This is a genomic window from Chryseobacterium gleum (assembly GCF_900636535.1).
GTDB lineage: Bacteria > Bacteroidota > Bacteroidia > Flavobacteriales > Weeksellaceae > Chryseobacterium > Chryseobacterium gleum.
The window spans coordinates 5381187-5406141 of the sequence record NZ_LR134289.1 but is presented as its reverse complement, the minus strand read 5'-3'; the positions used below and the strand labels follow the sequence as shown (position 1 = coordinate 5406141).

22 protein-coding genes and 1 pseudogene are annotated in these 24955 nt (G+C 36.8%); 14 read left to right on the top strand and 9 right to left on the bottom strand.

Going from position 1 to position 24955, the window contains the following annotated elements; genetic code table 11:
- The first annotated feature begins 187 nt into the window (after positions 1-187).
- Both EL165_RS24860 and EL165_RS24855 read left to right on the top strand, forming a co-directional pair.
- The gene (locus tag EL165_RS24860) at positions 188-1201 is read left to right on the top strand and encodes an SDR family NAD(P)-dependent oxidoreductase (RefSeq protein ID WP_002980751.1); all 1014 of its coding nucleotides are present in this window, start codon (positions 188-190) and stop codon (positions 1199-1201) included.
- A 38-nt stretch (positions 1202-1239) separates the two neighbouring features.
- On the top strand, positions 1240-2046 hold the full coding sequence (locus EL165_RS24855) for an AraC family transcriptional regulator (protein ID WP_002980752.1): 807 nt from the start codon (positions 1240-1242) through the stop codon (positions 2044-2046).
- A 67-nt stretch (positions 2047-2113) separates the two neighbouring features.
- Here the strand turns inward: EL165_RS24855 and EL165_RS24850 are convergent, their stop codons facing one another.
- Positions 2114-3097: a helix-turn-helix domain-containing protein gene (locus EL165_RS24850; protein ID WP_002980753.1), complete on the bottom strand. Its 984-nt coding sequence runs from the start codon at positions 3095-3097 to the stop codon at positions 2114-2116.
- 361 nt (positions 3098-3458) lie between these two features.
- Here EL165_RS24850 and EL165_RS24845 point away from each other — a divergent pair, with 361 nt between their 5' ends.
- From EL165_RS24845 to EL165_RS24835, 3 genes are all read left to right on the top strand, one after another.
- Entirely contained in the window at positions 3459-3875 is a 417-nt protein-coding gene (locus EL165_RS24845) for a hypothetical protein (RefSeq protein WP_002980758.1), read from the top strand.
- On the top strand, positions 3851-4198 hold the full coding sequence (locus EL165_RS24840) for a hypothetical protein (protein ID WP_002980760.1): 348 nt from the start codon (positions 3851-3853) through the stop codon (positions 4196-4198). Before EL165_RS24845 ends, EL165_RS24840 begins: the two co-directional genes overlap by 25 nt.
- Positions 4199-4448: 250 nt before the next feature.
- Complete coding sequence (locus EL165_RS24835) at positions 4449-5603, top strand: hypothetical protein (RefSeq protein WP_002980770.1); 1155 nt, start codon at positions 4449-4451, stop codon at positions 5601-5603.
- 596 nt (positions 5604-6199) lie between these two features.
- Here the strand turns inward: EL165_RS24835 and EL165_RS24825 are convergent.
- On the bottom strand, positions 6200-7366 hold the full coding sequence (locus EL165_RS24825) for a THUMP domain-containing class I SAM-dependent RNA methyltransferase (protein WP_002980772.1): 1167 nt from the start codon (positions 7364-7366) through the stop codon (positions 6200-6202).
- A 137-nt stretch (positions 7367-7503) separates the two neighbouring features.
- Between EL165_RS24825 and EL165_RS24820 the strand changes: the two genes are divergently transcribed.
- Positions 7504-8229 carry a class I SAM-dependent DNA methyltransferase gene (locus EL165_RS24820; RefSeq protein WP_002980773.1) on the top strand — a complete coding sequence of 242 codons (726 nt, stop codon included), beginning with the start codon at positions 7504-7506 and terminating at the stop codon, positions 8227-8229.
- The gene (locus tag EL165_RS24815) at positions 8229-8957 is read left to right on the top strand and encodes a ZIP family metal transporter (RefSeq protein ID WP_002980774.1); all 729 of its coding nucleotides are present in this window, start codon (positions 8229-8231) and stop codon (positions 8955-8957) included. Before EL165_RS24820 ends, EL165_RS24815 begins: the two co-directional genes overlap by 1 nt.
- A 56-nt stretch (positions 8958-9013) precedes the next feature.
- On the opposite strand, the gene EL165_RS24810 is transcribed toward EL165_RS24815, so the two are convergent.
- Positions 9014-10399, bottom strand: coding sequence for an OmpP1/FadL family transporter (locus EL165_RS24810; protein WP_126358712.1), 1386 nt, complete (start codon positions 10397-10399; stop codon positions 9014-9016).
- A 55-nt stretch (positions 10400-10454) separates the two neighbouring features.
- On the bottom strand, positions 10455-11552 hold the full coding sequence (locus EL165_RS24805; protein WP_041461531.1) for a hypothetical protein: 1098 nt from the start codon (positions 11550-11552) through the stop codon (positions 10455-10457).
- Positions 11553-11696: 144 nt separating this feature from the next.
- Between EL165_RS24805 and proS the strand changes: the two genes are divergently transcribed.
- The 5 genes and pseudogenes from proS (at position 11697) to dnaJ (ending at position 18331) form a co-directional block, all read left to right on the top strand.
- Positions 11697-13172 carry a proline--tRNA ligase gene (gene proS / locus EL165_RS24800; protein ID WP_041461851.1) on the top strand — a complete coding sequence of 492 codons (1476 nt, stop codon included), beginning with the start codon at positions 11697-11699 and terminating at the stop codon, positions 13170-13172.
- Between the two features lie 119 nt (positions 13173-13291).
- Entirely contained in the window at positions 13292-14623 is a 1332-nt protein-coding gene (locus EL165_RS24795; RefSeq protein ID WP_002980778.1) for an OmpA family protein, read from the top strand.
- 113 nt (positions 14624-14736) lie between these two features.
- Positions 14737-16071 (top strand): Nramp family divalent metal transporter, encoded by a 1335-nt coding sequence (locus EL165_RS24790; protein WP_002980780.1) that lies wholly within the window; start codon positions 14737-14739, stop codon positions 16069-16071.
- 500 nt (positions 16072-16571) lie between these two features.
- Positions 16572-17113: pseudogene (locus tag EL165_RS24785) on the top strand (nucleotide exchange factor GrpE).
- 102 nt (positions 17114-17215) lie between these two features.
- Positions 17216-18331 (top strand): molecular chaperone DnaJ, encoded by a 1116-nt coding sequence (dnaJ, locus tag EL165_RS24780; protein WP_002980784.1) that lies wholly within the window; start codon positions 17216-17218, stop codon positions 18329-18331.
- Between the two features lie 106 nt (positions 18332-18437).
- On the opposite strand, the gene EL165_RS24775 is transcribed toward dnaJ, so the two are convergent.
- Positions 18438-19319 (bottom strand): DUF808 domain-containing protein, encoded by an 882-nt coding sequence (locus tag EL165_RS24775; RefSeq protein ID WP_002980787.1) that lies wholly within the window; start codon positions 19317-19319, stop codon positions 18438-18440.
- 155 nt (positions 19320-19474) lie between these two features.
- On the opposite strand from EL165_RS24775, the gene EL165_RS24770 reads away from it, so the two are divergent.
- Both EL165_RS24770 and EL165_RS24765 read left to right on the top strand, forming a co-directional pair.
- On the top strand, positions 19475-19972 hold the full coding sequence (locus EL165_RS24770; protein ID WP_041461852.1) for a tetratricopeptide repeat protein: 498 nt from the start codon (positions 19475-19477) through the stop codon (positions 19970-19972).
- A 19-nt stretch (positions 19973-19991) separates the two neighbouring features.
- Positions 19992-20861, top strand: coding sequence for an alpha/beta hydrolase (locus EL165_RS24765; RefSeq protein ID WP_041461853.1), 870 nt, complete (start codon positions 19992-19994; stop codon positions 20859-20861).
- 249 nt (positions 20862-21110) lie between these two features.
- On the opposite strand, the gene EL165_RS24760 is transcribed toward EL165_RS24765, so the two are convergent.
- The 4 genes from EL165_RS24760 to EL165_RS24745 form a co-directional block, all read right to left on the bottom strand.
- A protein-coding gene (locus tag EL165_RS24760) for an IS3 family transposase (RefSeq protein WP_429825934.1) occupies positions 21111-22348 on the bottom strand; the annotation gives its coding sequence in 2 pieces (ribosomal slippage) (positions 21111-22000 and positions 22000-22348; 1239 coding nt in all).
- A 103-nt stretch (positions 22349-22451) separates the two neighbouring features.
- The gene (locus tag EL165_RS24755) at positions 22452-23147 is read right to left on the bottom strand and encodes a DedA family protein (protein ID WP_002980792.1); all 696 of its coding nucleotides are present in this window, start codon (positions 23145-23147) and stop codon (positions 22452-22454) included.
- A gap of 86 nt (positions 23148-23233) precedes the next feature.
- A complete protein-coding gene (gene prfB, locus EL165_RS24750; RefSeq protein ID WP_041461532.1) occupies positions 23234-24346 on the bottom strand; it encodes a peptide chain release factor 2 in 1113 nt (370 codons plus the stop codon).
- 126 nt (positions 24347-24472) lie between these two features.
- Positions 24473-24955 (bottom strand): hypothetical protein, encoded by a 483-nt coding sequence (locus EL165_RS24745; RefSeq protein WP_126358711.1) that lies wholly within the window; start codon positions 24953-24955, stop codon positions 24473-24475.

Here is a 24955-nt window from a genome sequence, read left to right as displayed (position 1 = left end):
TTATTCGCCGGACAAACTACAAACAGTTTAACAGCTTATTCAGAGAAATTAACGATACTGAGTTTTATTCACCTTATTTCATGGAAGTTACAAATGAAATTCTGGACCAAGTTATTTGGAATTTTAAACAAAACGAACCTCGGCAATCCATCCTAATTTTGCTATAGAAATTTAAACCAATAAAAAAATGGAATCTATTATCAGCACATTGCAGCAGCCTATTCAATCAGGCTTTAATGCTTTTTCAACAGCTCAGGAAGTTATTCAAGGTATTGATCTTACCGGAAAGACAGTGATGATTACCGGTGGCTACGCAGGAATCGGTCTTGAAACAACAAAAGTACTTACTTCAGCAGGAGCCCGTGTCATTATTCCTGCAAGGGATATTGAAAAGGCAGGAAAAAACCTTACAGGAATTGAAAATATTGAACTGGAAAAAATGGATCTGATGGATCCGGCATCCATCGATGCTTTTACAGAACGATTTACAGCATCAGGCCTAAGTCTGGATATTCTTATTAATAATGCAGGAATCATGTGGGTACCCCTTCGCAGGGACAGCAGAGGTATAGAGTCTCAGTTGGCAACGAATTATCTTGGACAGTTCCACCTTACCGCAAAGCTATGGCCCGCACTGAAAAAGTCAGATGGTGCACGAGTTATCAGTGTTTCTTCTTATGGACATCAGATGGCTCCGTTTGATTTTGAAGATCCCAATTTTGAGAAAAGAGCGTATGACACTCTTTCCGGATACGGACAATCCAAAACGGCCTGTAATTTATTTGCTGTAGCATTGGATGAAAGAGGTAAAGAACACCACATCAGAGCCTATTCTCTTCATCCGGGTTCTGTATATGGTACTGATCTGGGAAGAGAAGAACCCATCGAACTTTTTAAACAGCTTGGGACACACGATGAAAACGGTAATATCAAACCGGAAGTGCAAGCCAGATTAAAAACTATTCCTCAGGGTGCTGCCACTACAGTCTGGTGTGCTGTAAGTCCGTTGCTCCAAGAAATCGGAGGTGTTTACTGTGAAAACTGTGATATAGCAGAAATAGACAGAGGACAAATAGAACACAGATTTGATGAACCGGCAACTATTCGTGGAGTACAGCCCTATTCTATTGATAAGGAAAATGCAGAACGGTTATGGAAATTAAGTGAAAAGATTCTTGGATTCCGGTTTGATACCAAGTAATTGTTTTTAAATACATTTGTAATGAAAAACTTTTGACAATGGATTTCCAGATACAATATCTCACACCGGATATCAAGCTTTCCAGTTATGATGACAAGCTCTTCAAAACAGAAACAGTTTTTGAATACCATATGTTGGTCTGGTTCATATCAGGAGAAACAAAAATTATTCAGGCAGATAAAACCTATGTTTTCAAAGCAGGAGATATTTTCCTGATCCCAAGAAATCATCTTGCGACCATTATCAACTATCCGAAAGACGATCTTCCACATAAAGCCGTAGTAATGCACCTTACTACGGAACGCTTAAAAAACTTTTACAGTTCTGCTGATGTGCAGAAGAAAACAGGGCATCGGGAATCAAGCATTCATCACTTCAGCAGCCATCCTCTTCTGAAGAGTTGTCTTACCTCACTCATTCCTTATTTTGAAATTAAAGGGCCATTTCCCGAAAATATTGCTCATTTGAAAATCACTGAAGCAATTAGTATTTTAAGAGAAATTGATCCGGATATAGATGCTGTACTTGCTGATTTTAATGAACCTGGAAAAATGGACCTTATTAATTTTATGGAAAAGAATTATATGTTCAATATGCCCCTGGAACGATTTGGGTATCTCACAGGAAGAAGTTTATCTACGTTCAACCGGGATTTCAGAAAAATATTTCAGACAACGCCACAACGGTGGCTTACCCAAAAACGTCTTGAACTGGCCTATTATCATTTGTCAGAAAAAAACAAAAAACCTTCTGATGTATTTCTGGAGGTAGGTTTTGAAGACCTTTCCCATTTTTCGCATGCTTTTAAAAAACAGTATGGGTTTGCACCTTCATTGGTCCGATAAAAACAAAAAGGTTGTACCTATCAGTACAACCTTTTATCATTTAAAATATCTTCTGATAAAATAATAATTACTCTGGTTCTTTTTGGATATATTGATATTTTGAAGGTTTGACACCAACAGTTTCTTCAAACACTTTGACAAAGGTAGAATGATACCGGAACCCCGCCCCTGTATATATTTCTTTCATTCTTTTTTTATTATCCTGTAACTCCCTTTTTACATGTTCAACCCTATACCAGTTAATAAAATTATTAAATGTTTTTCCTTTTTTATTTAAAGCAGCAGACGCGTAAGATCTATTAGTTCCTACAATCTTTGCTAAGTCTTCCAATCTGAAATCTGGATTGGTATATGATTTTTCCATCTCTATATGTTTGACCATGCTCTCATAGATTCTGTTTAACTTTATATCATAAACACTTTCCTGAGAATCACATTCCGACTCATCATAAAAAATCACCTCTTCAGGTTCATTAATTTCATTTTTTTCATTTATTCTATGTTCTATATACTCCTCATTATGTAAATAAAATTGATATACAATAATGATGATTACCATTATAAAAAAAAAGATATCTATATAGTTTAAAATAAATAATTGATCTTTTGATAATATTTTAAAAGCTAAACTCATAGTATCCGAGAGTCCAAAAATATTGGAAATAAAAGGAGCAAGAATTATAGAGGCAACTGTGAAAATTGAAACACTAATGGTCTTTTTAATATTATGCAGAAACAAACTGCCTAAAGGAAAAACTGCACCCCATATTATATTAATGGGCATTACTTCCCAAAATATCATGTTACTAATAAAATATATAGCTATGTAAGGATATAAAGCTATCTGAATAAGATGCACAAAATCAAAATTTGCTTTGTAATTCCAGACTACGATAAAAATGTAAAGAGAGAAAACTGAAATAATTAAATGATGAATTACAAGCATGACAAGCCCCCATACATAATACAGAATACTAAAGCTCAAAGAAATAATAAGCATCACGAAGATAAAACTTAAAGTGATTTTCTTTTTCGATTTATTGTAGTTCATTGATGATATTTTATTTTCCAAGTCGCAAAAATAAATATTATTTTACTTTAGGATTTATTTCAGATAAAAACAATAAAAAACATAATCGTCAATTTTATTTATTGGTAAAAAAAATAACATTATCGTCAATAAATAAAAATACAAAATACTGAATATCAAAAAATTAATTTCAAATCAAATAAATATACTCAATCTTCATCGTATATTGCTTCTTTACATTTTCTTATATCATATTTGCTGTATTGTATCATACAACAGTTGTTCTTAAGTCTTAAGCAAAAATAATATTAAGAGCCTCTATACTATTGAATAAACCAGATCTTTCAAAAAAACTTTAAAAATTCATAACGAAAAGGAAAACATGAATTTCAAAGAAATACATATAGGAAAATTATTACAGAAAAAAGTCAGAGAAGAAAAGATTGAGATCTTACGAATATGCAACTTCTTTAAACTCTCAGAAAGAGAAATTGATGAGATGTATGATAGTGTATCATTAGACATCAATATTGTCCTTAAATGGTCTAAATTATTACACTATGATTTTTTCAGACTGTATTCTCAGCATCTGATCTTATATGCCCCTAAGGGGAACAAAAAACGGAACAATTTGAAAAGTTCACTGCCAAGCTTCAGAAAGAATATTTATACAACTGAAATTATAGATTTCATTCTGACAGAAATTAAAAAGGGAGAAAAAACCAAACAGGAAATAGTAACTGAATATAAAATCCCAAAAGCAACTCTACACAAATGGATACAAAAATATCAAAAGTAAATAAAACGATTCCTGACTATAAGAGAATTTATACGGATATGATCCAAAAAAGATATCCGCATAAAAAAGAAGAATGCAGAACTATTTTAGAAAAAAATAAGTTAACTACATTAGATATACTCAAGCTGAACAATATAATTTCAGATACTCATAATTGTGTGGCTTGCAAATCAAATCAAAAACACAAGTCTTATGATTCAGAAACAATTATAAAAATATTAGAGTACCAGAAAGAAAATAAGATCGCCAATTACCAAACAGCTATTTACTTTAATATGAGCAGGAATACTATTACAAAATGGAAAAAAAAATATGCTGTCTAGAACCAACAGCCATTAATCATGACCTCCACAACAAAAGCATTTTATGTAAAATCTTAAATAAAAACATATTCAAAGAATTACCCATTTATCATTTTAGAACTCCATATCACTAGCATTCATAGTATGCTCCAGAAAATTAATAAAGTATTTTGGGGAATTCTCATAGGAGCACAACATTCTTATAGACATAGACAAGATCTGCACAGTTAACAAAAACACATAGAATTATTCATTTAAATTAAATACAAACATGAAAAAAAAATTATTTTTATTGGGATTTGGAATTATCTCAAGCTATTTGTTAAGCCAAAACGGAGGTGTTGGAATAGGAACCACTTCTCCGGATGCATCTGCAATACTTGATATAAATTCAACAAATAAAGGGGTTTTGGCACCCCGAATCGCCTTGACCTCTACTACAGATACGACTACCATACCTTCTCCCGCAACCGGATTGTTGGTATATAATACAGGAACTGCCGGACTTTCTTTTGCAGGATATGTATTTTGGAACGGTTCTGAATGGAGAAGTCTTAACAATTCTTCTCTTACAATTGGTACAATAGGAAATCTTCTTTGTAGTAATGCTACCCTTTCTCCGGAGACTTATACCCAAAATGTTCCCTATTCAGGAACATTGACTATTCCTTATACTGGAGGAAATGGTGGTACTTATCCATCGCAAATCATCTCTTCAAATGGGCTTACAGCTACACTGCAGGCAGGAAACCTGGCTACAGGAACAGGAAATCTTATCTACAATGTATCAGGTACTCCAACAGTTTCAAGCCCTACAGTAACTAATTTTACCATTAATGCCGGAGGTAAAACATGTACTGCTTCTGTCGGAATAAAAAATACGATAGGAGTAGGTTCAGAAATTTACTGGTATGGTACCGCTCCTGCAAATGTAGGAAGTGGTGGATTGAATGCTACCACAACAGTTCCTCAAAACTATATGAGTTATTATGCTCCGGACATGCCCGTTATAGAAGGTGTGAGACTTGATATTTATTTTATTGATAATGTTACAGCGAGTGGCACCGTTTCCGAAATGATCCGTTTAGTAAATGTTTCCGGAGCTAACGTAAAAGTTAACTTTTCGTTATTGTCAAGTTTCAATAGTTTTGGTGCCTCTAATGTATGGTTAGGAAATGGACAGTTTATTAATCTCGATAATGGAAATTATAATGGAGATGGATTAAATATGACGACCAGCAGCACGCCTCAAAGTATTCCTGATACAACCATATTAGAATTTCAAAATGAAATTACAACAGTTCACTTAACGATCAATGGACATTGGTACAGAGCTGAGTTTTTCACTGTGATTGATAATAATAATACGACCGCTACTAATGATGATATTAGAAGGGCAGGAATAGTAATAAAAAGATTAAAATAAACAACACATAGACTAGAAATTAGCCAGAATACCAGTTTCGAAGTCCGATTTTTGTTTAACAGAAAAAGCACAGTTATCCATTAATGAATGACCGTGCTTTTTATTATTTTATTATACTCATCTGCAGATACAAATCTGAGACTTTATTGTTATATGAAAAGTCCTGATTTAAAATAAGCATATATTATTGCTGAAATAAAAAAAATTATTATTGAGCAGCTGAAAAAAAGTAGGTTAAATAATGTTTTAAAATAATAAAGTTCTAAAACATATAAAACAAAAAAAACTAAAAGTGAAATGCCGACTCCTATTAAAGACGCTATCACTAAGATTTTTGTATAGTTTCGTATGGGCAGCGGATCTTTAAAAACAATAAAAAGCCAAAATGCCGCTAATACCAGTGCCACTACACTTATCTTTTCTGTGAAATATCTGGATTTTTTTGATTCTTTCTTTTGAGGTTTTTCATCATAATTTAAACTTTTCCTGTCAGAAGAAGTTGAACCTGACGGATCAGAGGAGCTAAACAACTTCAACGCATCCACAATGATATCAAATACTTCTAGAAAATTCCACGACATTAATCTCAGAGATTATTAATTATTACCTTCCAGCTTATGGATCTTCTTCGTTCCTTCGTACATTTCGTACTGTAAAAATCTTGTTTCCAGCTTTCCGTTGAAAAGTTTGATTTTTCTGGAAGGACGTAATCCGATTTTCTTCACTGCCTCCAAGTCAGAAGAGATCAGCCATGCCAATGTATTCGGATAATTTGTTTTAAAGGTATCTCCAATCTTTTTATAGAAATCATCATCATTAATGGAAATTCTCTCATCATATGGTGGATTGAATACCATTAATAATGGGAAAAGCTCTTTTTTGGAATCAAAGAAGTTTTGTTTTTTAATCTCAATAACATCTTCCATTTCCGCTGCTTCGACGTTCATTCTTGCGGCATTCAGCATTCTTGCATCAATATCGTATCCTACAATTTTTCCATCAAATTGTTTTACTCTGTTAATTCTGAATTCTTTGATCTTTGCAAACAGATCGGCATCATAATTATTCCAGTTCTGAAACCCGAATCTCTTTCTGAAGATCTGAGCCGGAAGATCCATCGCAATCATCGCAGCTTCAATCAGCAATGTTCCCGAACCACACATCGGATCAAGAAAATTTCCTTTTCCGTCCCAGCCAGCCAGCTGAAGCATTCCGCTTGCCAGCACTTCATTGATAGGTGCTTCTCCCTGCTCTCTTCTGTATCCTCTTTTAAACAAAGGATCTCCTGAAGAATCCATGGAAATCATCACCAGCTCCCGGTCAATATGAAGATGGAATTTAATATCCGGATTTCTCGTTTCCACATTCGGGCGTCTTTTGAATTTTTCCTGAAAATAATCCACAATGGCATCCTTCATTTTTAAAGTCACAAACTGTGAATGCTTAAAGGTCTCAGAATTTACGGTTGCATCAATAGAAAAAGACTGGTCAACATCCATAAAATTATCCCATTCAAATTTGAATAATCTGTCATAGAACTGATGCTGATTAAAAGCTTTAAATTCGTGAATCGGCACCAATATTTTCAGTGCTGTTCTTGCAGAATAATTGATTTTATAAAGAAAGCCAAGATCTCCTTCACAATTTACCGCTCTGTTCTTGATTTCAACATTTCTTCCCCCTAATTTTTTGATTTCTTCTGCCAGAATTTGTTCCAATCCGAAGAATGTTTTTATCTGTATTTTTATATTTTCTGTATCCATACGTATAAATTAAAAGATTTAAAGCTTTAAAAATTAAAAGATTAACTATTCAATTTCTTGTCCAATTGAATTTTTCAATCTCTTAATGTTGTAAAATACTTTGCTTTTAACCGCACAAATTTAACTATTTTTGCGTTATGGAATGGTTTGAATCTTGGTTTGATACCCCTTATTATCATTTGCTTTATAGCAACAGAGACTATACTGAAGCTGAAAACTTCATTACAAAACTCACTGCGGATCTTCAGCTTCCGCCTCAGTCGAAAATCATAGATCTTGCCTGCGGTAAAGGAAGACATTCGGTTTTCCTCAACAAATTAGGGTATGATGTTTTGGGATTGGACCTTTCAAGACAAAGTATTGAATCTGATAAACAGTATGAAAATCAAACCCTGCTTTTTGAAGTTCATGATATGAGAAACCCGATTGATGCAGATCCTATGGATGCAGTATTCAATCTGTTTACAAGTTTTGGGTATTTTGACAATGAAAACGACGACAAAAAGGTATTTCAGTCGGTTTACAATGTTTTAAAACCCGGAGGATATTTTGTACTGGATTATCTGAATGAAGAATTTGTAAGAAATACGTTGGTTCCTGAAACCACCATTACCCGCGGGGATATTGAATTCAGAATTCTTAAGAAGATTGAAGGGAGACACGTCATAAAAGATATCCGTTTTGAAGCGGATGGTAAACCTTTTCATTTCTTTGAAAAAGTAAAGCTGCATACCCTGGAAGCCATTCACGCATATGCTTCAGAATGTGGCTTTGAAAGAATAAAAATCTGGGGAGATTATCAGCTGAATGAATTTAAAAAAGAAAATTCCCCGCGATGCATCAATTTATTTAAGAAAAAATAATGACAACAGTATTTTTACTGATTTTAAGTGTCGTAACAGGAGTTTTTCTGGGAAAACACTTTGGTAAGAAAGAGAAACTGGCGAAAAATCTTCTGATATTAAGTGCCGGTTTTCTGATCACGATTTGTCTCAACGAAGTCTTCCCACAGGTTTATACCTCATCCGGAAGCAGTAATCTTGGGATATTTGTCATCGCAGGAGTACTTCTTCAGATGATTCTGGAGGCTCTTACCAAAGGTTTTGAGCACGGACACTTCCATCATCATAGTGAGCATAATATCCTCCCTGTTGCTTTAATGGTGGGATTATTTATTCACGCCTTTATTGAAGGAATTCCGCTTGCCAATGAAGAGCATGAGATCTCACCCTACCTTTGGGGAATTGTATTTCACAATCTTCCCATATCATTTATTCTGGGAGCATTTTTATTTAACAGAAAAGGAGAATCAAAAGCCTCCTCATCTTATCCTTCTATTCTCATTGTAGCCTTATTTGCCCTGGCTTCTCCAATGGGAATGTTATTAGGGAATTATTTCAATCCGGATCTTCAGCCCTATTTTCTGGCTATTGTAGGAGGAATTTTTCTTCATATCTCATCCGTGATCATTTTTGAAAGCAATAAAAATCACAATATAGACTGGGTAAAAATAGGGTTGGTTGTTTTAGGTGTTTCACTTGCATTGATGATGCATCTTTTTCATCAGCATCCCACTGCTCATTCTCATTAAAAGTAAAAAAGCTCCGGAATATCCGGAGCTTTTATTATATAGAGCTTATGTAAAGCTTAGAATTTCCATCCTAATGTCAGGAAGAAATTATTTCTGTTGTTTTTCACATCGCTTACTGCGTACGAATCACTTTCGAAGATTTTACTCGAAGAATAATAAGATGAATCAAAATTATCGCCCATATATCCTCTCATAAAAGGATTGGTATATTTGGATGAGATGTTCTGATAAGATGCATCAATATAGAATGACTTGAAATCATATCCGATACCGAATGAAAGCGTGTTTCTGTCACTTAGCATCAGATTGCTGTAAGACTGGTCACCCACAGTACCGGCATCATTAAATCTGCTGATGGTAAGCGCATCAAAAGGACTTGACTGGTAAGAATAACCACCTCTCAACCTGAACTGCTGTACCCTGTACTCAGCCCCTACTCTTACTTCTGAAAGGTTCTTATAATTATCTTTGAAGAAGTCGTTCAATTCTCTTTCTGCACCTCCGTATCCTTTGTAATCAGGTTTTGTAAGTCCTAGCGTATAGTCTACGTTTAATGAGAAATTTTTACTTGCTACAAAAGCTGCACTCACAGTCGCTTTAAGCGGTGACGTAAACTTTCTGTTTTCAGCACCCATATCATCTCCGTAAACCGGATCGTTGTAGAAATAATAATTTCTGTCTATTGTCCAGAATGTAGGCGTTTCAAGGGATGCACCTACTCTGAAATTAGGACTTAACTTTCCGATTACCCCTAAGGAAGCAGAAAAACCTGACGATCTTTCTGAATAAGGAGTATCCTGCTTACTGAAACCTTCCGTAGAATTATTAGTCAGATTTCGGTAAAATAAGCTGTCATACTGATCCAGTGAGGCATTGAAGAAATTAAAGCCTGCACCTAAATATAAATTATGATTATAATTGGCCCCAACCCCAAAGCTCATCTTTGACAAGTTCCCATATCTTTCATATATATGCCCCGCCAATGCAGCATCTTTGGTGATATCATCTTTATCAAAAGCATACACGATATTATTATTTCCCGGTGACTGGATTACATTGTCCAGCGTCTGGTTAGAGAAATTAATACCAATATTGATAAATTTCCATCCGGTTTCTGTCATCAAAGGAAAAGCAATGATTCCTCCGGCATTTCCAAGATCACCTTTCGTTTTGCTATAATCTATGGTAGCTCCCGCTAAAGAGCTGCTGTTTTTATTTCCTAAAATAGATAAAGTTCCTGAAACCTCTCCTGAAATAGCTACCCCTAAACCTGCAGGGTTTGTAAGCAAAGAATTTGCATCACCACCCAGCGCACCATTAGCTCCAGCCATTGCATTAAACTTAGCTGATCCCACCATAGGAGTACTTGAGTAAACTTCTACAGTATTTCTTATCACAGAAACATCCTGAGCCTGCGCATAAAATGCAGCAGAAATACTCATTAATACTAAAGATTTTTTTAACATTATTTTTTATATAGTTTATTAGTTTGAACAATTATCTGAAGCCTCCTCTGCCTCCGCCGCCGGATCTCATTCCGCCTCCGCCTGAAGAACCACCTCTGAAGCCTCCGCCTCCGCCATTGAAACCTCCGCTGGATCTGAAGCCTCCGGAATCATTAGACCTGAAACCTCCGTTATTGTATCTTGGCTGCGACTGCTGATAATTGTAATTAGGTCTTGTTTGTGGTGCAGAATTACGGAATCCACCATTGGACTGAGTATTTCTGAAACCTCCTGAACTTCCGTTTCTGAACCCTCCGGAATTACCTCTGAAGCCACCATTTGAATTAGAGTCTCTGAATCCGCCATTGCTGATATTTCTGAATCCTCCATTTCCATTGGTATTTCTAAATCCTGAGTTAGCTGTATTGGTTCTGTAAACTGCATTAGCTACCCCTGTATTCTGGAATCCTCCTCCACTGACACCGCTTCTTCTGTAAACAGGTCTGTTATAATAGCCACCACCCCAGTAGCCTCCTCCGTATCCCCAATATGGGTTTCCGTAGTATCCACCCCAGAATGGATCATAATATCCTCCCCAATAAGGAGAATAACCCCAGTATGGACTTCCCCATCCGAAAGAGCCTCCCCAGCCCCAGCCGAATGATCCGCCCCATCCCCAGGAAAGGCTTGCACCCCAGCCCCAGCCACGGTTCCAGCCCCAGCCCCAATATGGGCTATAACCACCATACCATCCCCAAGGAGATCCCCATCCCCATGAGTTGTCATAGTAGTTTGTCTGGGAACCCGCATAAAGTCCCCAGTCAGAATCTGTAGCAGTGGTATTCCAATTTGGATTGGTACCGCTCCAGTCATTATATCTGTTCTCCTGCTCACGGCTATTCGCCTGGGCATTCTGAATTACGTTGGAATCCTGATAGTAATCATAATATTCTCCTACTCTGTTCCCGCTATCATTGATGATAACTCCTTCAGGTAGCGTATCCTTATTGGGGTCGTAATACACCCCGTCTGTCTCGCTATACCCTCCCATCTGAGCACCACAAGACACAAGTAATAATCCGCCTGATATCGCCAGAATCCCTTTGGATCTTAGCAGACCAAGCAAATTTTTATGTATATTTCTTTTCATGATAACGTAAAAATTTTTAATTTAAATTATATTTGCAATCTGTACCAAAAATGTACCAAAATACCGGTAAAAAAATCTATCAAAAATAGATTTTTATTTTTAGATAACAATAATGTACAAAAGTTAAAAAAATTTAAAAAAATAATGGCAAAATTAACCTCAAGAAGCGAAGATTACAGCAAATGGTATAATGAGCTGGTTGTAAAAGCTGATTTAGCTGAAAACTCAGGCGTGCGTGGATGTATGGTGATCAAACCATATGGCTATGCGATCTGGGAAAAAATGCGTGATGAAATGGATAAGAAATTCAAGGAAACAGGTCACGTTAACGCATACTTCCCGCTTTTTGTGCCCAAAAGCTTGTTTGAGGCAGAGGAAAAGAATGCAGAAGGTTTTGCAAAAGAATGCGCTGTTGTTACCCACTACAGATTAAAGACCGATCCGGACAACCCATCCAAGCTGATTGTGGACCCGGATGCAAAACTGGAAGAAGAACTTATCGTTCGTCCTACTTCAGAAGCTATTATCTGGAACACATACAAAAACTGGATCCAGTCTTACAGAGACTTACCAATACTGATCAACCAATGGGCTAATGTTGTCCGTTGGGAAATGAGAACACGTCTTTTCCTGAGAACTGCTGAATTCTTATGGCAGGAAGGACACACTGCTCACGCTACAAAAGAGGAAGCTGTTGAAGAAGCAGAAAAAATGAATAAAGTTTATGCAGATTTTGCAGAAAACTTTATGGCTATTCCTGTTATCCAGGGATTAAAAACACCGTCTGAAAGATTTGCAGGGGCTGATGAAACTTACTGTATTGAAGCATTAATGCAGGATGGAAAAGCTCTACAAGCCGGAACTTCTCACTTCCTGGGTCAGAATTTTGCAAAAGCATTTGATGTAAAATTCACCAACAAAGAAGGAAAAATTGAGCATGCATGGGCAACATCTTGGGGAACTTCAACCCGTCTGATGGGTGCATTGATTATGACACACTCTGATGATTTCGGATTGGTACTGCCTCCTACTCTTGCGCCAATTCAGGTAGTAATCGTTCCAATCTTCAAAGGGGAAGAGCAATTGGAGCAAATCAGCGAAGTAGCTTTGGATATTCAGGCTAAACTGAGAGCAAAAGGAATTTCTGTAAAATTTGACAATGATACTCAGAACAAACCAGGCTGGAAATTCGCAGAATATGAGTTGAAGGGAGTTCCTGTAAGAATTGCCATGGGACCAAGAGACCTGGAGAACAAATCGGTGGAAATTGCTAGAAGAGATAACCTGACTAAAGAAGTTCGTTCTATTGAAGGTCTTGATTCTTATATTGAAGATCTATTGAAAACCATTCAGCAGGATATTTACAACAAAGCATTTGAGTTCAGAAAAAATAATATCACGAAAGTGGATACTTATGAAGAATTCAAGAAAGTTCTGGAAGAGAAAGGTGGATTTATCTACGCTCACTGGGATGGTACTGCTGAAGAAGAAGAACAAATCAAAGAAGAAACCAAGGCAACGATCAGATGTATTCCTTTGGATGATGATATAGAAGAAGGTGTTTCATTGATCTCAGGAAAACCGTCTAAAAGACGTGTATTATTCGCAAAAGCTTATTAATAATTTTAATGATTTTAAAAAAAATCATTAATTTTTAAAGAAATATTCAAAAAAAGGTGACATTTGGACGGATTTTTGTTTAAATTTATATCAACATTAATCCAAAAAAATTTATTATTATGTCTTTAAATGTCATTGATTTAATTAAAGGACAATTAGGTCCCGCTTTGGTTTCACAGGCTGCATCGCAGTTTGGAGAAAGTGAATCCGGTATTTCTAAAGCAATTGGCGGATTATTACCTGCTGTAGTAGGTGGATTAGCCAATAATGCAGATAAGCCTGGCGTTGTGGATGCTATTACACAGGCCTCTTCAAGTGGAATTTTGGGAAATCTATTAGGCGGAGCGTCTAATAACCCGATTATTTCGAACTTGTTATCTTCAATATTTGGAGATAAAATAAGCGGACTGGTAAATTCCATTGCCAGTTTTTCAGGAGTGAGTAACACCACTGCAGGTTCTTTATTAAACCTGGTGACTGGAGCTACAGTAGGTACTGTTGGAAAATACGCAGCCGACAATAATCTGGGGGCTTCGGGTATTTCCAGCTTACTGAATGATCAGAAAGGCATTGTTTCTTCTCTGCTGCCTGCGGGACTTTCTTTGGCATCCTTTGGATTAGGAGCTGAAAATTGGTTTGGCCAGGCAAAAGAAACTGTTTCTTCGGTAACTTCTACAGCTAAAGATAACATCGCTGAAAGTGTTGCTACAGCAAGAGAAAATGTTTCAGAAGGAGCTAGAGAAGTAAGAGAAAGATTTGAAAATAACAACAATAATAATCAAGGCGGAGGTTCAATCTGGAAATGGTTGCTTCCGCTTTTATTATTAATAGCTGCTGCGTATTTCTTATGGAAACAGTGTGAGAAAAAGCAGACCACGACAACCACTACCACTACGTCTGATTCAACAGCAACTAGTTCAACTACTGATACAGCTGCTACTACAGGAACAGCAACGCCCGCACCGGCAACCGCTAAAACTGATGAAAACATTGACCTTAACGGGGTAATGCTAAAAGGTTACAAAGGCGGAATGGAAGACCAGATGATTTCATTCCTGAAATCCGGAGGTTACAAAAATGCAGCTGATGATTCTGCGTTGAAAGATAAGTGGTACGACTTCGATCATGTTAATTTCAAAATGGGAAGTTCTACCGAGCTTGAAGCTGGATCACAAGGACAATTGGACAACCTTGTAGCTATCCTTAAGGCTTTCCCTGATGCAAAAATCAAAATCGGAGGATACACAGACAAAACAGGAAATGAAGCTTCCAACGTTAAACTTTCCCAGGCAAGAGCTGATTATATCAAATCTGCTTTAGCTAAGGCAGGTGTTGGAGGTCAGGTACTTGGTGCTGAAGGCTACGGAAGTAAATTTGCTAAAGTAGATGCAAAAGCTTCTGATGCTGAAAGAGCTGCTGACAGAAAAATGTCTGTAAGATTTGCCAAGTAATCTTTAGACTCAATAAAAATTAGATCCCGGGAACCAGTTCCCGGGATTTTTTTATCTTATGATTTTTCTGTTTACATATATTTAATTAAATTTGTTAGTCATTTCTAACATTTATGAATTTGAATTTAAAAAGCGCCTGGCGAAAAGATAAAACAGACCATTCCTTATCAGAGGTCTATTCATCGATCAAAGTACCTAAAAATGCAACTTTCTGGAGAAAATACCTTGCCTTTGCAGGACCTGGGCTAATGATTGCCGTAGGTTATATGGATCCGGGAAACTGGGCTACAGATATTGCAGGAGGGGCTCAGTTTGGGTATACACTTCTTTCAGTAATCCTTATCTCCAATATTTTTGCAGTGGTTTTACAACACTTGTCTGTAAAACTGGGTGTGGTTGCCGAAAGAGACCTTGCACAAGCCTGCAGGGATCACTTCAGCCCAATAACCAATTTCATACTCTGGGTATTCTGTGAAATAGCCATTGCTGCCTGCGATCTCGCTGAAGTCATCGGATCAGCGATTGCCTTAAATCTCCTATTCCATATTCCTCTGACCTGGGGTATTGTCATCACAACTGTAGATGTGTTAATTATCCTTTTGCTTCAGGCGAAAGGCTTCCGTTGGATTGAGAGTATTGTAGGCGGACTTATATTCATTATTCTGGCCTGTTTCATGTATGAAATTGTTATTTCCAAGCCTGCGTTCAATGAAATCCTGGGAGGGCTGGTTCCACAAAAAGAAATTATTCAGAATCCTGCTATGCTTTATATTGCAATCGGGATTTTAGGAGCTACCGTAATGCCCCACAACCTGTATCTGCACAGCAGTATTGTACAGACCAGAGACTATACCCGTGATACAGAAGGGAAAAAAGAAGCCATAAAGTTTGCCACTATAGACAGTACAGTTTCACTAATGCTGGCTTTCTTCATCAATGCAGCCATTCTTATTCTTGCAGCCGCTACATTTCATACAACCGGGAACGAACATGTTGCTGATATTCATGATGCCTACAAAATGCTGACGCCCATTTTAGGAGCTTCAATGGCAAGTATTGCATTTGCTATTGCTTTGCTGGCTTCTGGACAAAACTCAACATTAACAGGAACTCTTGCCGGTCAGATTGTGATGGAAGGATTTCTGAATATCAGATTAAGGCCATGGCTTCGAAGATTGATCACAAGACTTATTGCTGTAATTCCCGCACTTATTGTCGCTATACTTTATGGCGAACAGGGAACAACCGAGTTATTGGTTTTAAGCCAGGTAATTCTATCTATGCAGCTGAGCTTTGCAGTGGTTCCATTGGTAATGTTCACCAACGATAAAGCCAAAATGGGTGAATTTGTCAATAAACCCTTTCTTAAAATCTGTGTATGGATTATTTCCATCATTATTATTGTTTTAAATCTGTATCTGCTCTACCAGACGTTTACAGGGAAATAAAAATATAACTATAGCTTTTAAATTGACTATTGGGCATTGTTAGGTGAATGGTCAATGGTCAATTTTTGCTTTGCAAAGTCAGTTTTTAATGCTTAACAATTACAAATTCACAAGTGAAACGGATTGACATCTTAATCATTGCAGGTGAATCGTCAATGGTCAATTTTTGATGTAAACAATTACTAATTCACAAGCGAAGCGGATTGACATCTTAATCATTGCAGGTGAATGGTCAATGGTCAATTTTTGCTACGCAAAGTCAATTTTTAACGATGAGCAATAACCAATTCACAAGCGAAGCGAATTGACATCTTAATCATTGCAGGTGAATCATCAATGGTCATTATTGCTACGCAAACTCAATTTTTAACGATGAGCAATAACCAATACACAAGCGAAGCGAATTGACTCACTCACCATTTACCGCCGCTCATTTTTCTGCCTTAATGTCCAGATTTTATATTTGGCAGGCTCTTTGTCAAACAATCTGTAAATAAATATTGAATTATGGAAACCAGGATATTAACGAAGAAAGCATCAATAATCAGGAAGAAAACAATGTTCAGAATGACGCAACATCTCAGGACAATGTGACAGCTGCTCCTTCTGCGGAGGAACTTTTGGCAGAAGAAAAAGACCGTTACATCAGATTGTATGCTGAATTTGAAAACTATAAAAAAGAACGAGCAAAGAGAAGATGGAATTCTTCCAGTATGCCAACCAGGAGATGATGGTTTCAATGTTAGGCGTTTTGGATGATTTTGAAAGAGCATTAAAAGAAATCGCTAAAAACGGAAATCCGGCTGATCTTCAGGGTGTAGAACTGATCTATCAGAAATTCAAGAATAAACTTACTGAAAAAGGCTTAAAAACAATGGAAGTAAAGGCTGGTGACAGCTTTGATGTTGATTTCCATGAAGCGATTACTCAGATCCCTGCTCCATCAGAAGATTTGAAAGGAAAGATCGTAGATGTTATTGAAACAGGATATACGTTGAATGATAAGGTAATCCGTTTTGCAAAAGTAGTAACAGGAAATTAAAATTCATAAATGATAAATGGTGAGTGATAATTGATGAATGTTTTCACTTATTAGCTTTACAATATCTTTTATCATTTATCAACAATCAATTATAAAATTGTCATGTCAAAAAGAGATTATTACGAGGTTCTTGAGATCAGCAAATCTGCATCAGGCGACGAAATAAAAAAAGCATACCGTAAAATGGCCATTAAATATCACCCGGACAAAAACCCGGGAGATAAAGAGGCAGAAGAAAAATTTAAAGAAGCTGCAGAGGCTTATGAAGTTCTGAGCGATGATCAGAAACGTGCCAGATACGACCAGTTCGGACATGCCGGAATGGGTGGCAATGGTGGTTTCGGAGGCGGAGGCTTCGGAGGTGGAATGAACATGGAAGATATTTTCAGTCAGTTTGGAGATATTTTCGGTGGCGGTTTCGGAGGATTTGGTGGTGGCGGTGGCCGTCAGCAGGTGAAAGGTTCTAATTTAAGAATCAGGATCAAGCTGAATCTTGAGGAAATGGTAAACGGAACTCAAAAAACCATTAAAGTTAAAAAGATGAAGATGGCAGAAGGTGCCACTTCAAAAACATGTCCTACCTGTAACGGTTCCGGTGTTCAGATAAAAGTAATGAATACGATGTTTGGCCAGATGCAGACACAGACTACCTGCGGTACATGTCAGGGAATCGGAAAAGTTGCCGATAAAATTCCTGCCGGCGCCAATGCGCAGGGTCTTGTTAAGGATGAAGAGGAAATTACAATCAACATTCCTGCAGGAGCAAGAGACGGTATCCAGCTTAATGTAAGAGGAAAAGGGAATGATGCTCCGTTTGGAGGAACTCCTGGGGATTTATTGGTAATCATTGAAGAGGAAGTAGATCAAACCATCAAGAGAGAAGGAGACAATCTTCACCAGGAACTTTATGTTTCATTTGCTGAAGCTGCTCTGGGAACCAAAAAGGAAATCCCTACAGTAGGCGGAAAAGTAAAAATTACTGTTGATCCGGGAACACAGTCCGGAAAGATCTTAAGATTGGCAGGAAAAGGGCTTCCAAGCATCGACAGCTACGGAAAAGGAGATATGTTTATTCACATCAATGTATGGACACCGCAGAAGCTTACCAAAGAGCAGAAAGATTTCTTTGAGAAACAGATGTCCAGCGGAGAAATGGTTGCAGAGCCATCCGGAAAGGAAAAGACTTTTTTTGATAAAGTAAAAGATTTATTCAATTAATATATAAAAAGAGGCTTGTAAAAGTCTCTTTTTTGTTTTAAAGAATAAAAAATCCTGCACTCTTTCGGGTACAGGATTTTTTGGTTATTTAATTCTAATTCTGTTCTTATTTTTTTGTCACCAGGGAATAAATTGATTTTCCTAAAGTAAATACTGCTACTGCAGCGATCCCTCCTACAAGACCGAAAGTAAACTCTTTCAGCATAGCCGGCCAGGTTGGAAGCAATTCATGCAGATAATGGATATTGTGGGCAAAAATACCTCCTGAAACCAGTATCAGAGCAACCGTACCTACAATTCCCAGAAGTTTAATAATTACAGGCAATGCTTTTACCAATAAATGTCCGATCTTGGAAAAGAATCCCTTATCATGACTTTTCTTGATCAGGCTGAAACCGGCATCATCCATTCTCACGATCAGTGCTACAATTCCGTATACCCCAACTGTTGCCAAAAACGATACAAATGTTACTGTTATGATTTGCGTAAGAAGCGGGTGCTCCTGCTGAATAACAGTTCCCAGTGCAATAATTACAATCTCAATGGAAAGGATAAAATCTGTTCTGATGGCTGAGTTTATTTTCGCTTTTTCAGAGGCTTCGGAATTTTCTTCTTCATCACTTTCTTTGATGACTTCATGTCCTTTTTTGGAACGGTGAAACAGGAATTCTATAATCTTTTCCACACCTTCAAAAGCAAGATAGATTCCTCCTAAAATCAGAATCATTTCAATAGCCGGCTTATAGAGCCAGTTGAGCAGAAAAGCGATGGGAAGAATAATCAGTTTATTGATAAATGATCCTTTGGTAATAGCCCACAGCACAGGAAGTTCTCTTGAAGAAAGAAAGCCTGTGGCTTTTTCTGCATTTACGGCCAGGTCATCTCCTAAAATTCCCGCTGTCTTTTGCGTAGCAATCTTACTGGTAACCGCTACATCATCCATCAATGCTGCAATATCATCTAAAATCGCAAAAAAGCCTGATGCCATATTTTAATAATTTTTTAATCTTTGTTAAGTTCAGCAAAAATAAATATTTAATTCCGTTTTTGAATTCATAATCTGACAATAATTTTAAAAATTATAAGACTGATTAAACAATGCTCAGCTTTCAATATTTTATATATTTGTTTAAAATCTATCCGATGGATGAAAACTGGGAAACCCAATTACAACGTATATGGCTAAAACTTGGAACGATAAGTGATGAAGAGTTTATTCAGCAAATTGAAAATCATGTAGAATTGCTTACCATTACGGATTATCAGGCTATTGCTGATTTTGAAAGAGCCTGTGCTTTTGACTCCACCGGACATGAAAAGAAAGCAGAGCCTTTGTACAGATCAGCATTAGACAAGGGATTAACCGGCTTACGAAGAAGGAGAGCAAGAATCCAGCTAGCAAGTACCTTAAGAAATAACGGAAAAGCAGAGGAAAGCATCCGTATTTTAAGGGAAGAAAAAGCCAGTTACTCTGATGAGCTCAATGATGCCGTAGATTCTTTTTTAGCGTTATCTCTTTCTTCAGCGGGAATGTATGAGGAAGCTTTATCGCTAACCCTAAAGGCAATTTCACATCATTTACCACGATACAGCCAGTCTGTTTACCGTTATGCAAATGCTCTGTATAAAGAATTACCATAATATTTCTTTATTTGATTCTATGAAAAAACTCATTCGCAGGTATCATTTTTTTGTGATGGGATGTATTGGTTTCATGCTGCAGTCCTGCAATACGAAATTCAGAGTCTGGGTAGGCCCCGGAGGCCAGCAGAAAATTTATAATCTCAAATATGGTGAGCATAAAAGGCAGAAAATGGATGTTTTTCTTCCCAAAAATTATGCTGAAGATACTCCTGTCGTGCTTATCGTTCATGGCGGGGCCTGGACTTTAGGAAAAAAAGAGCATATGATCCAGATTCAGAAGATGCTTTTTGAAAACAGGATTCCGAGCATCAATATGAACTATAGACTGGTTTCTGCAAAGAAAAAAATCACTTACAAGCAGCAGCTTGAGGATATTGGCCAGGTGATTGAAAAATTTAATTCACTTGCAGATAAAGCTGAGCTTCAACCCGACAATTATATTCTTCTGGGAGAGAGTGCTGGCGGGCATCTGGCACTTCTTTACGGATACCAGCATCCTGAACAGATCAAAAAAATCATTTCACTGAGTGGTCCAACAGATTTTTTCAGTTCGCAATATCTTAAATCTTTTTATTCAAAATATACCTCTCCTACTATCCAGAAAGTGGTAGGTGCCAGATTTGACCGCAGCAATGTTTCTGAAGCCTTTAAGGAAGCCAGCCCTATTGCGAACATTACCAATGTCCCTACGCTGTTATTTCAGGGAAATAATGATATTCTGGTCAATCAGCATCAGGGAATTGCTATGGATTCGGCGCTCACCCGGATGAATGTTCCGCACAAATTTGTCTTTATGAAAGGAGCAGGCCACGCACCCAGATTCTTCAGCAAAAGGAAAAGAGACAGTATTATTTATCCTAATATCCTGGAATGGATTAAAAAGTAAAGATGTCTTACAGAATTTATTTGATTATTAAACGCAAAGGATAATAATTACAACGCATTATTGTAAGGAAGCGAAGAAGTCGTGACTTTGTCACTGACGAAGCTAACGAATATATATATCCATACGCTTAGAAAGAATCAATTCATTGATTCCTACCTTTTCTCTCTTAAAATAATACTCAATACAAATTAATCTTTGCGTTTTAAAAATTCATTACAAGTGAGTCGTCCTAAAATAGGTTGACATAAATTAAACAATATTTAATCCGGAGAGATATTTTATTTCTTCGGATTTTTTATGCACTTTATCTGGAGTTTGCATATTAAGGCTTAGATGTGGTCTTTTAGTATTATAAAGATAAATACTTTCTTTTACTAATGAGTTTAGATCTTGCATATTCTTTGTTTTATAAAAAAGGAATTCTTGTTTCAATATTCCATTCACCCTTTCTGCCAGTGCATTTTGATAGCAATCATAACCATCAGTCATTGACGGTTTGATTTCATTCTTATTAAGTATTTTCTGGTAATAACCAGAGCAATATTGCAAACCTCTATCTGAATGATGAATTAATGGGCCACTTGAACCTCTATTTTTTATTGCCATTTTTAAAGCTTTCGCAACATTTTCAGTGTTCATATTTGAACTTAATGAATATCCCATGATCTTTCTACTATAGGCATCTGTTACCAAAGATAAATAACATGTAGATTCTTTGGTTTTAAGATAAGTTATATCGCTTACAAACACCTGTTCCGCTTTTTCTACTCTCAAATCCTTCAACAGATTGGGATGCTTTCTAAGCCAATGCTTTGAAAATGTTGTTTTAATATATTTCTTTTGTCTACGGATTAGCATATTCTCTCTTTTTAAGTAGGCAAATAAAGCATCTCTTCCCAATTTGACATCTTCCTGTATGAGCTGTTCTTTAAGAAGATGATAAAGTTTTCTTGTTCCTAATTTAGGTAACTTCATTCGTATTTCCTGAACCAGAAATTTTACCTTCAGTAATTGGTTTTCCCGGATTAAAATCCTTTGCTTAGCTTGATAAATAGCCTGACGGCTTATCCCAAACAATCTACACAGTCTTGATATACTTATTCCTTGTCTGTGGAGTTGGAAGATTGTTGGGAGGAAAACTTTTTTCTGATTTGAGTCCCATATTGTTTATCTGAGATATCAATCATCGTATTAAGAACCTTGGTTTTTAGCTTTTCATCAGCTAGTTCTTTTTCTAAACGTTTAATTTTTTGAGCTGGTGTTTCTTTGGAATTAGGCATAGTATGAAGTTTAGGTTTACTCCACTCTAAGTTACCATATCTTCGCAACCAAACCAAAACAGTACTTCTTCCCTGGATACCATACTCTTTTTGAGCCTGCTTGTAAGTGTAATCGCCGTTTTCTACTTGAGAAACTATTCTTAATTTAAAGGCTATACTGTAGTCTCTTTGTGTGCGCTTTTCTCTTTTTAATACTTGATCTTTCATAAATAAGTCGATTAATTGTCAACTTATTTCAGGACGGGACAAAGCAATAAAAAAAGCCATCTCATGATTGAGACGGCTCTATATTTTTAATTGCATTGCTTATTTATTCAAAGTCCTGATCTTCGTATTTGGATAAATCTTCTTTTTTCCCGAAAACAAATTTGATGATTACCGGAAGTGTAGTTACCAGTACAATCACGATAATAATATATTCCAGTTTTTCTTTTAAGTTGATGCCAAACTGCTCCATAAAGAGCTTATCCAGGTAATGTCCTGCAAAGATCAGAATAAACGACCATAATACAGCACCGATAATATTATCTCTTAAAAACTCTTTTTTATCCATCTTCACGATACCGGCTACAATAGGGGTAAATGTTCTTACAACAGGTAAAAACCTTGCCATAATAACTGCCAGTGCTCCATGTTTTTCAAAGAAATCATGTGCCTGATAAAGATATTTCTTTTTGAAAAGCATTGAATCCGGTCTTTTATACAAAGCGGGGCCGGCTTTTCTTCCGAAATAATAACCTACTTCATTTCCAATAATGGCTGCAAGGGATACTCCTGAAGCCAGAAGTGTAGTATCCAGGAAATCGCTTCCTGTAGAGCCAAAAGTCTCTTTGATGATTTCAACGGCATAAATTCCTGAAACGAATAAAAGTGAATCTCCCGGCAGGAAAAATCCTACAAAAAGCCCTGTTTCAGCAAATACGATAAACAAAATAAGCCAAAACCCTCCCATTTTAATATAAAACTCAGGGTTTAATAAATCCTTCCAGCTATTGAAATCTTCCATAAATATCGATGAACAACAAAAATAGGTCTAAAAAGTCTGAAACAAAAATTAATTATAAGATTTTAACTAAAATTGAAACATGATTTTTATAAGTCGAGGTCATCATCGGAAACTGCCGTCCCATCGGCCATCAGGAATGCTTTGAGGAAAGGAGTGATATTACCGTTCATAACAGCATCCACGTCTGACGTTTCATGACCTGAGCGTACATCTTTTACCAGCTTGTAAGGGTGCATGACGTAATTTCTGATCTGGCTTCCCCACTCGATCTTCATTTTATTGGCTTCAATCTCGTTTCTGGCTTTCATACGTTCTTCCAGTTCCATTTCGTAAAGTCTTGAACGAAGAAGCTGCATTGCTTTTTCTTTATTCTGAAGCTGGGAACGGGATTCTGAGTTTTCGATGATAATGCCGGTTGGTGCGTGACGAAGACGTACAGCGGTTTCCACCTTGTTGACGTTCTGCCCTCCGGCTCCAGAAGCCCTCATGGTCTCAAAACTGATATCGGCAGGGTTGATATTGATCTCAATGGTATCATCCACTAAAGGATAAACGTACACGGAAACAAAGCTTGTATGGCGTTTCGCATTACTATCAAAAGGTGAGATTCTCACCAGTCTGTGCACGCCGTTTTCTCCTTTCAGATATCCGAAAGCATATTCCCCTTCAATTTCAAGGGTTACAGTTTTCACTCCTGCCACATCACCTTCCTGGAAGTTCAGTTCACGGATTTTATACCCTTGTTTTTCTGCCCACATCGTATACATTCTCATCAGCATAGATGCCCAGTCACAACTTTCTGTTCCTCCTGCTCCTGCTGTAATCTGAAGAACGGCAGAAAGTTCATCCCCTTCATTGGAAAGCATATTTTTGAATTCAAGGTCTTCAATTTTCTCTACCAACTGCGGAAATGTTTCATCCAGTTCTTTTTCAGAATCAGGATCTTCTTTGGCAAAGTCAGCCAACACCTGCAGATCTTCAAACTGTGTATGAATCTCATCATAGCTTTCTACCCATTTTTTCTTTGAACGAAGCTGTTTTAAAAATGCTTCTGCCGTTTTTGGGTTGTCCCAAAATTCAGGTGCTGCAGTTTTTTCGTCATCATTGGCAATTTCAATCTTCTTTTTCTCAATCTGAAGATATCTGTGTAAATCTTCAATTCTGGATTGAACTTCTTTTATCTGGTCGTTGTTAATCACGAATTTTTCTTTTTGCAAAAATAAGGAATTCTTTTAGAGTGGAGAGATGCGCGTTTAAAGTTCCCGGTTTAAAGTTTTGGGTTCGGAATCCGGTTTTTTAGGATTCGAGATTCGATGGATAAATAACTATTCTTTTACGATTTCAGCTTCAAAGCTTCTTCTAAGGTATTCTTTTGATTTTTTACTTTCCGTTTTGAAGCCTGCCATTGTTAAGATATAAACAAAAAGTAACATCAGCAGAGGCATGAAAAATTCTACAGACATTTTTTTCTCTGTTGAACCGATCATAATGAATATCCCTACTGCAATGGAGCACCAGAATAGTAAAAATACAAGTACAAATACATGTAACTTCATGGTAACTTCTATTTCTGTCCCATAGTTATTTTTTTGAACAATTCCGCTTATTTGGGGAAGAAAAGAATTTCTATACTGTATCACTCTGCTTATTTCAAAGCTGTTATTATTTACAGATCCTTCATAGTCTTTTGTATAATTCCTTCCAAAACCAAATTTTTTAGCCTCTACAAAACCGGAAAGTCTTGTTAAAACTTCCTGTTCAGATAAATTTGTCCTGTAGGTAATCCGTTCAAAAGGTAAATATTTCAT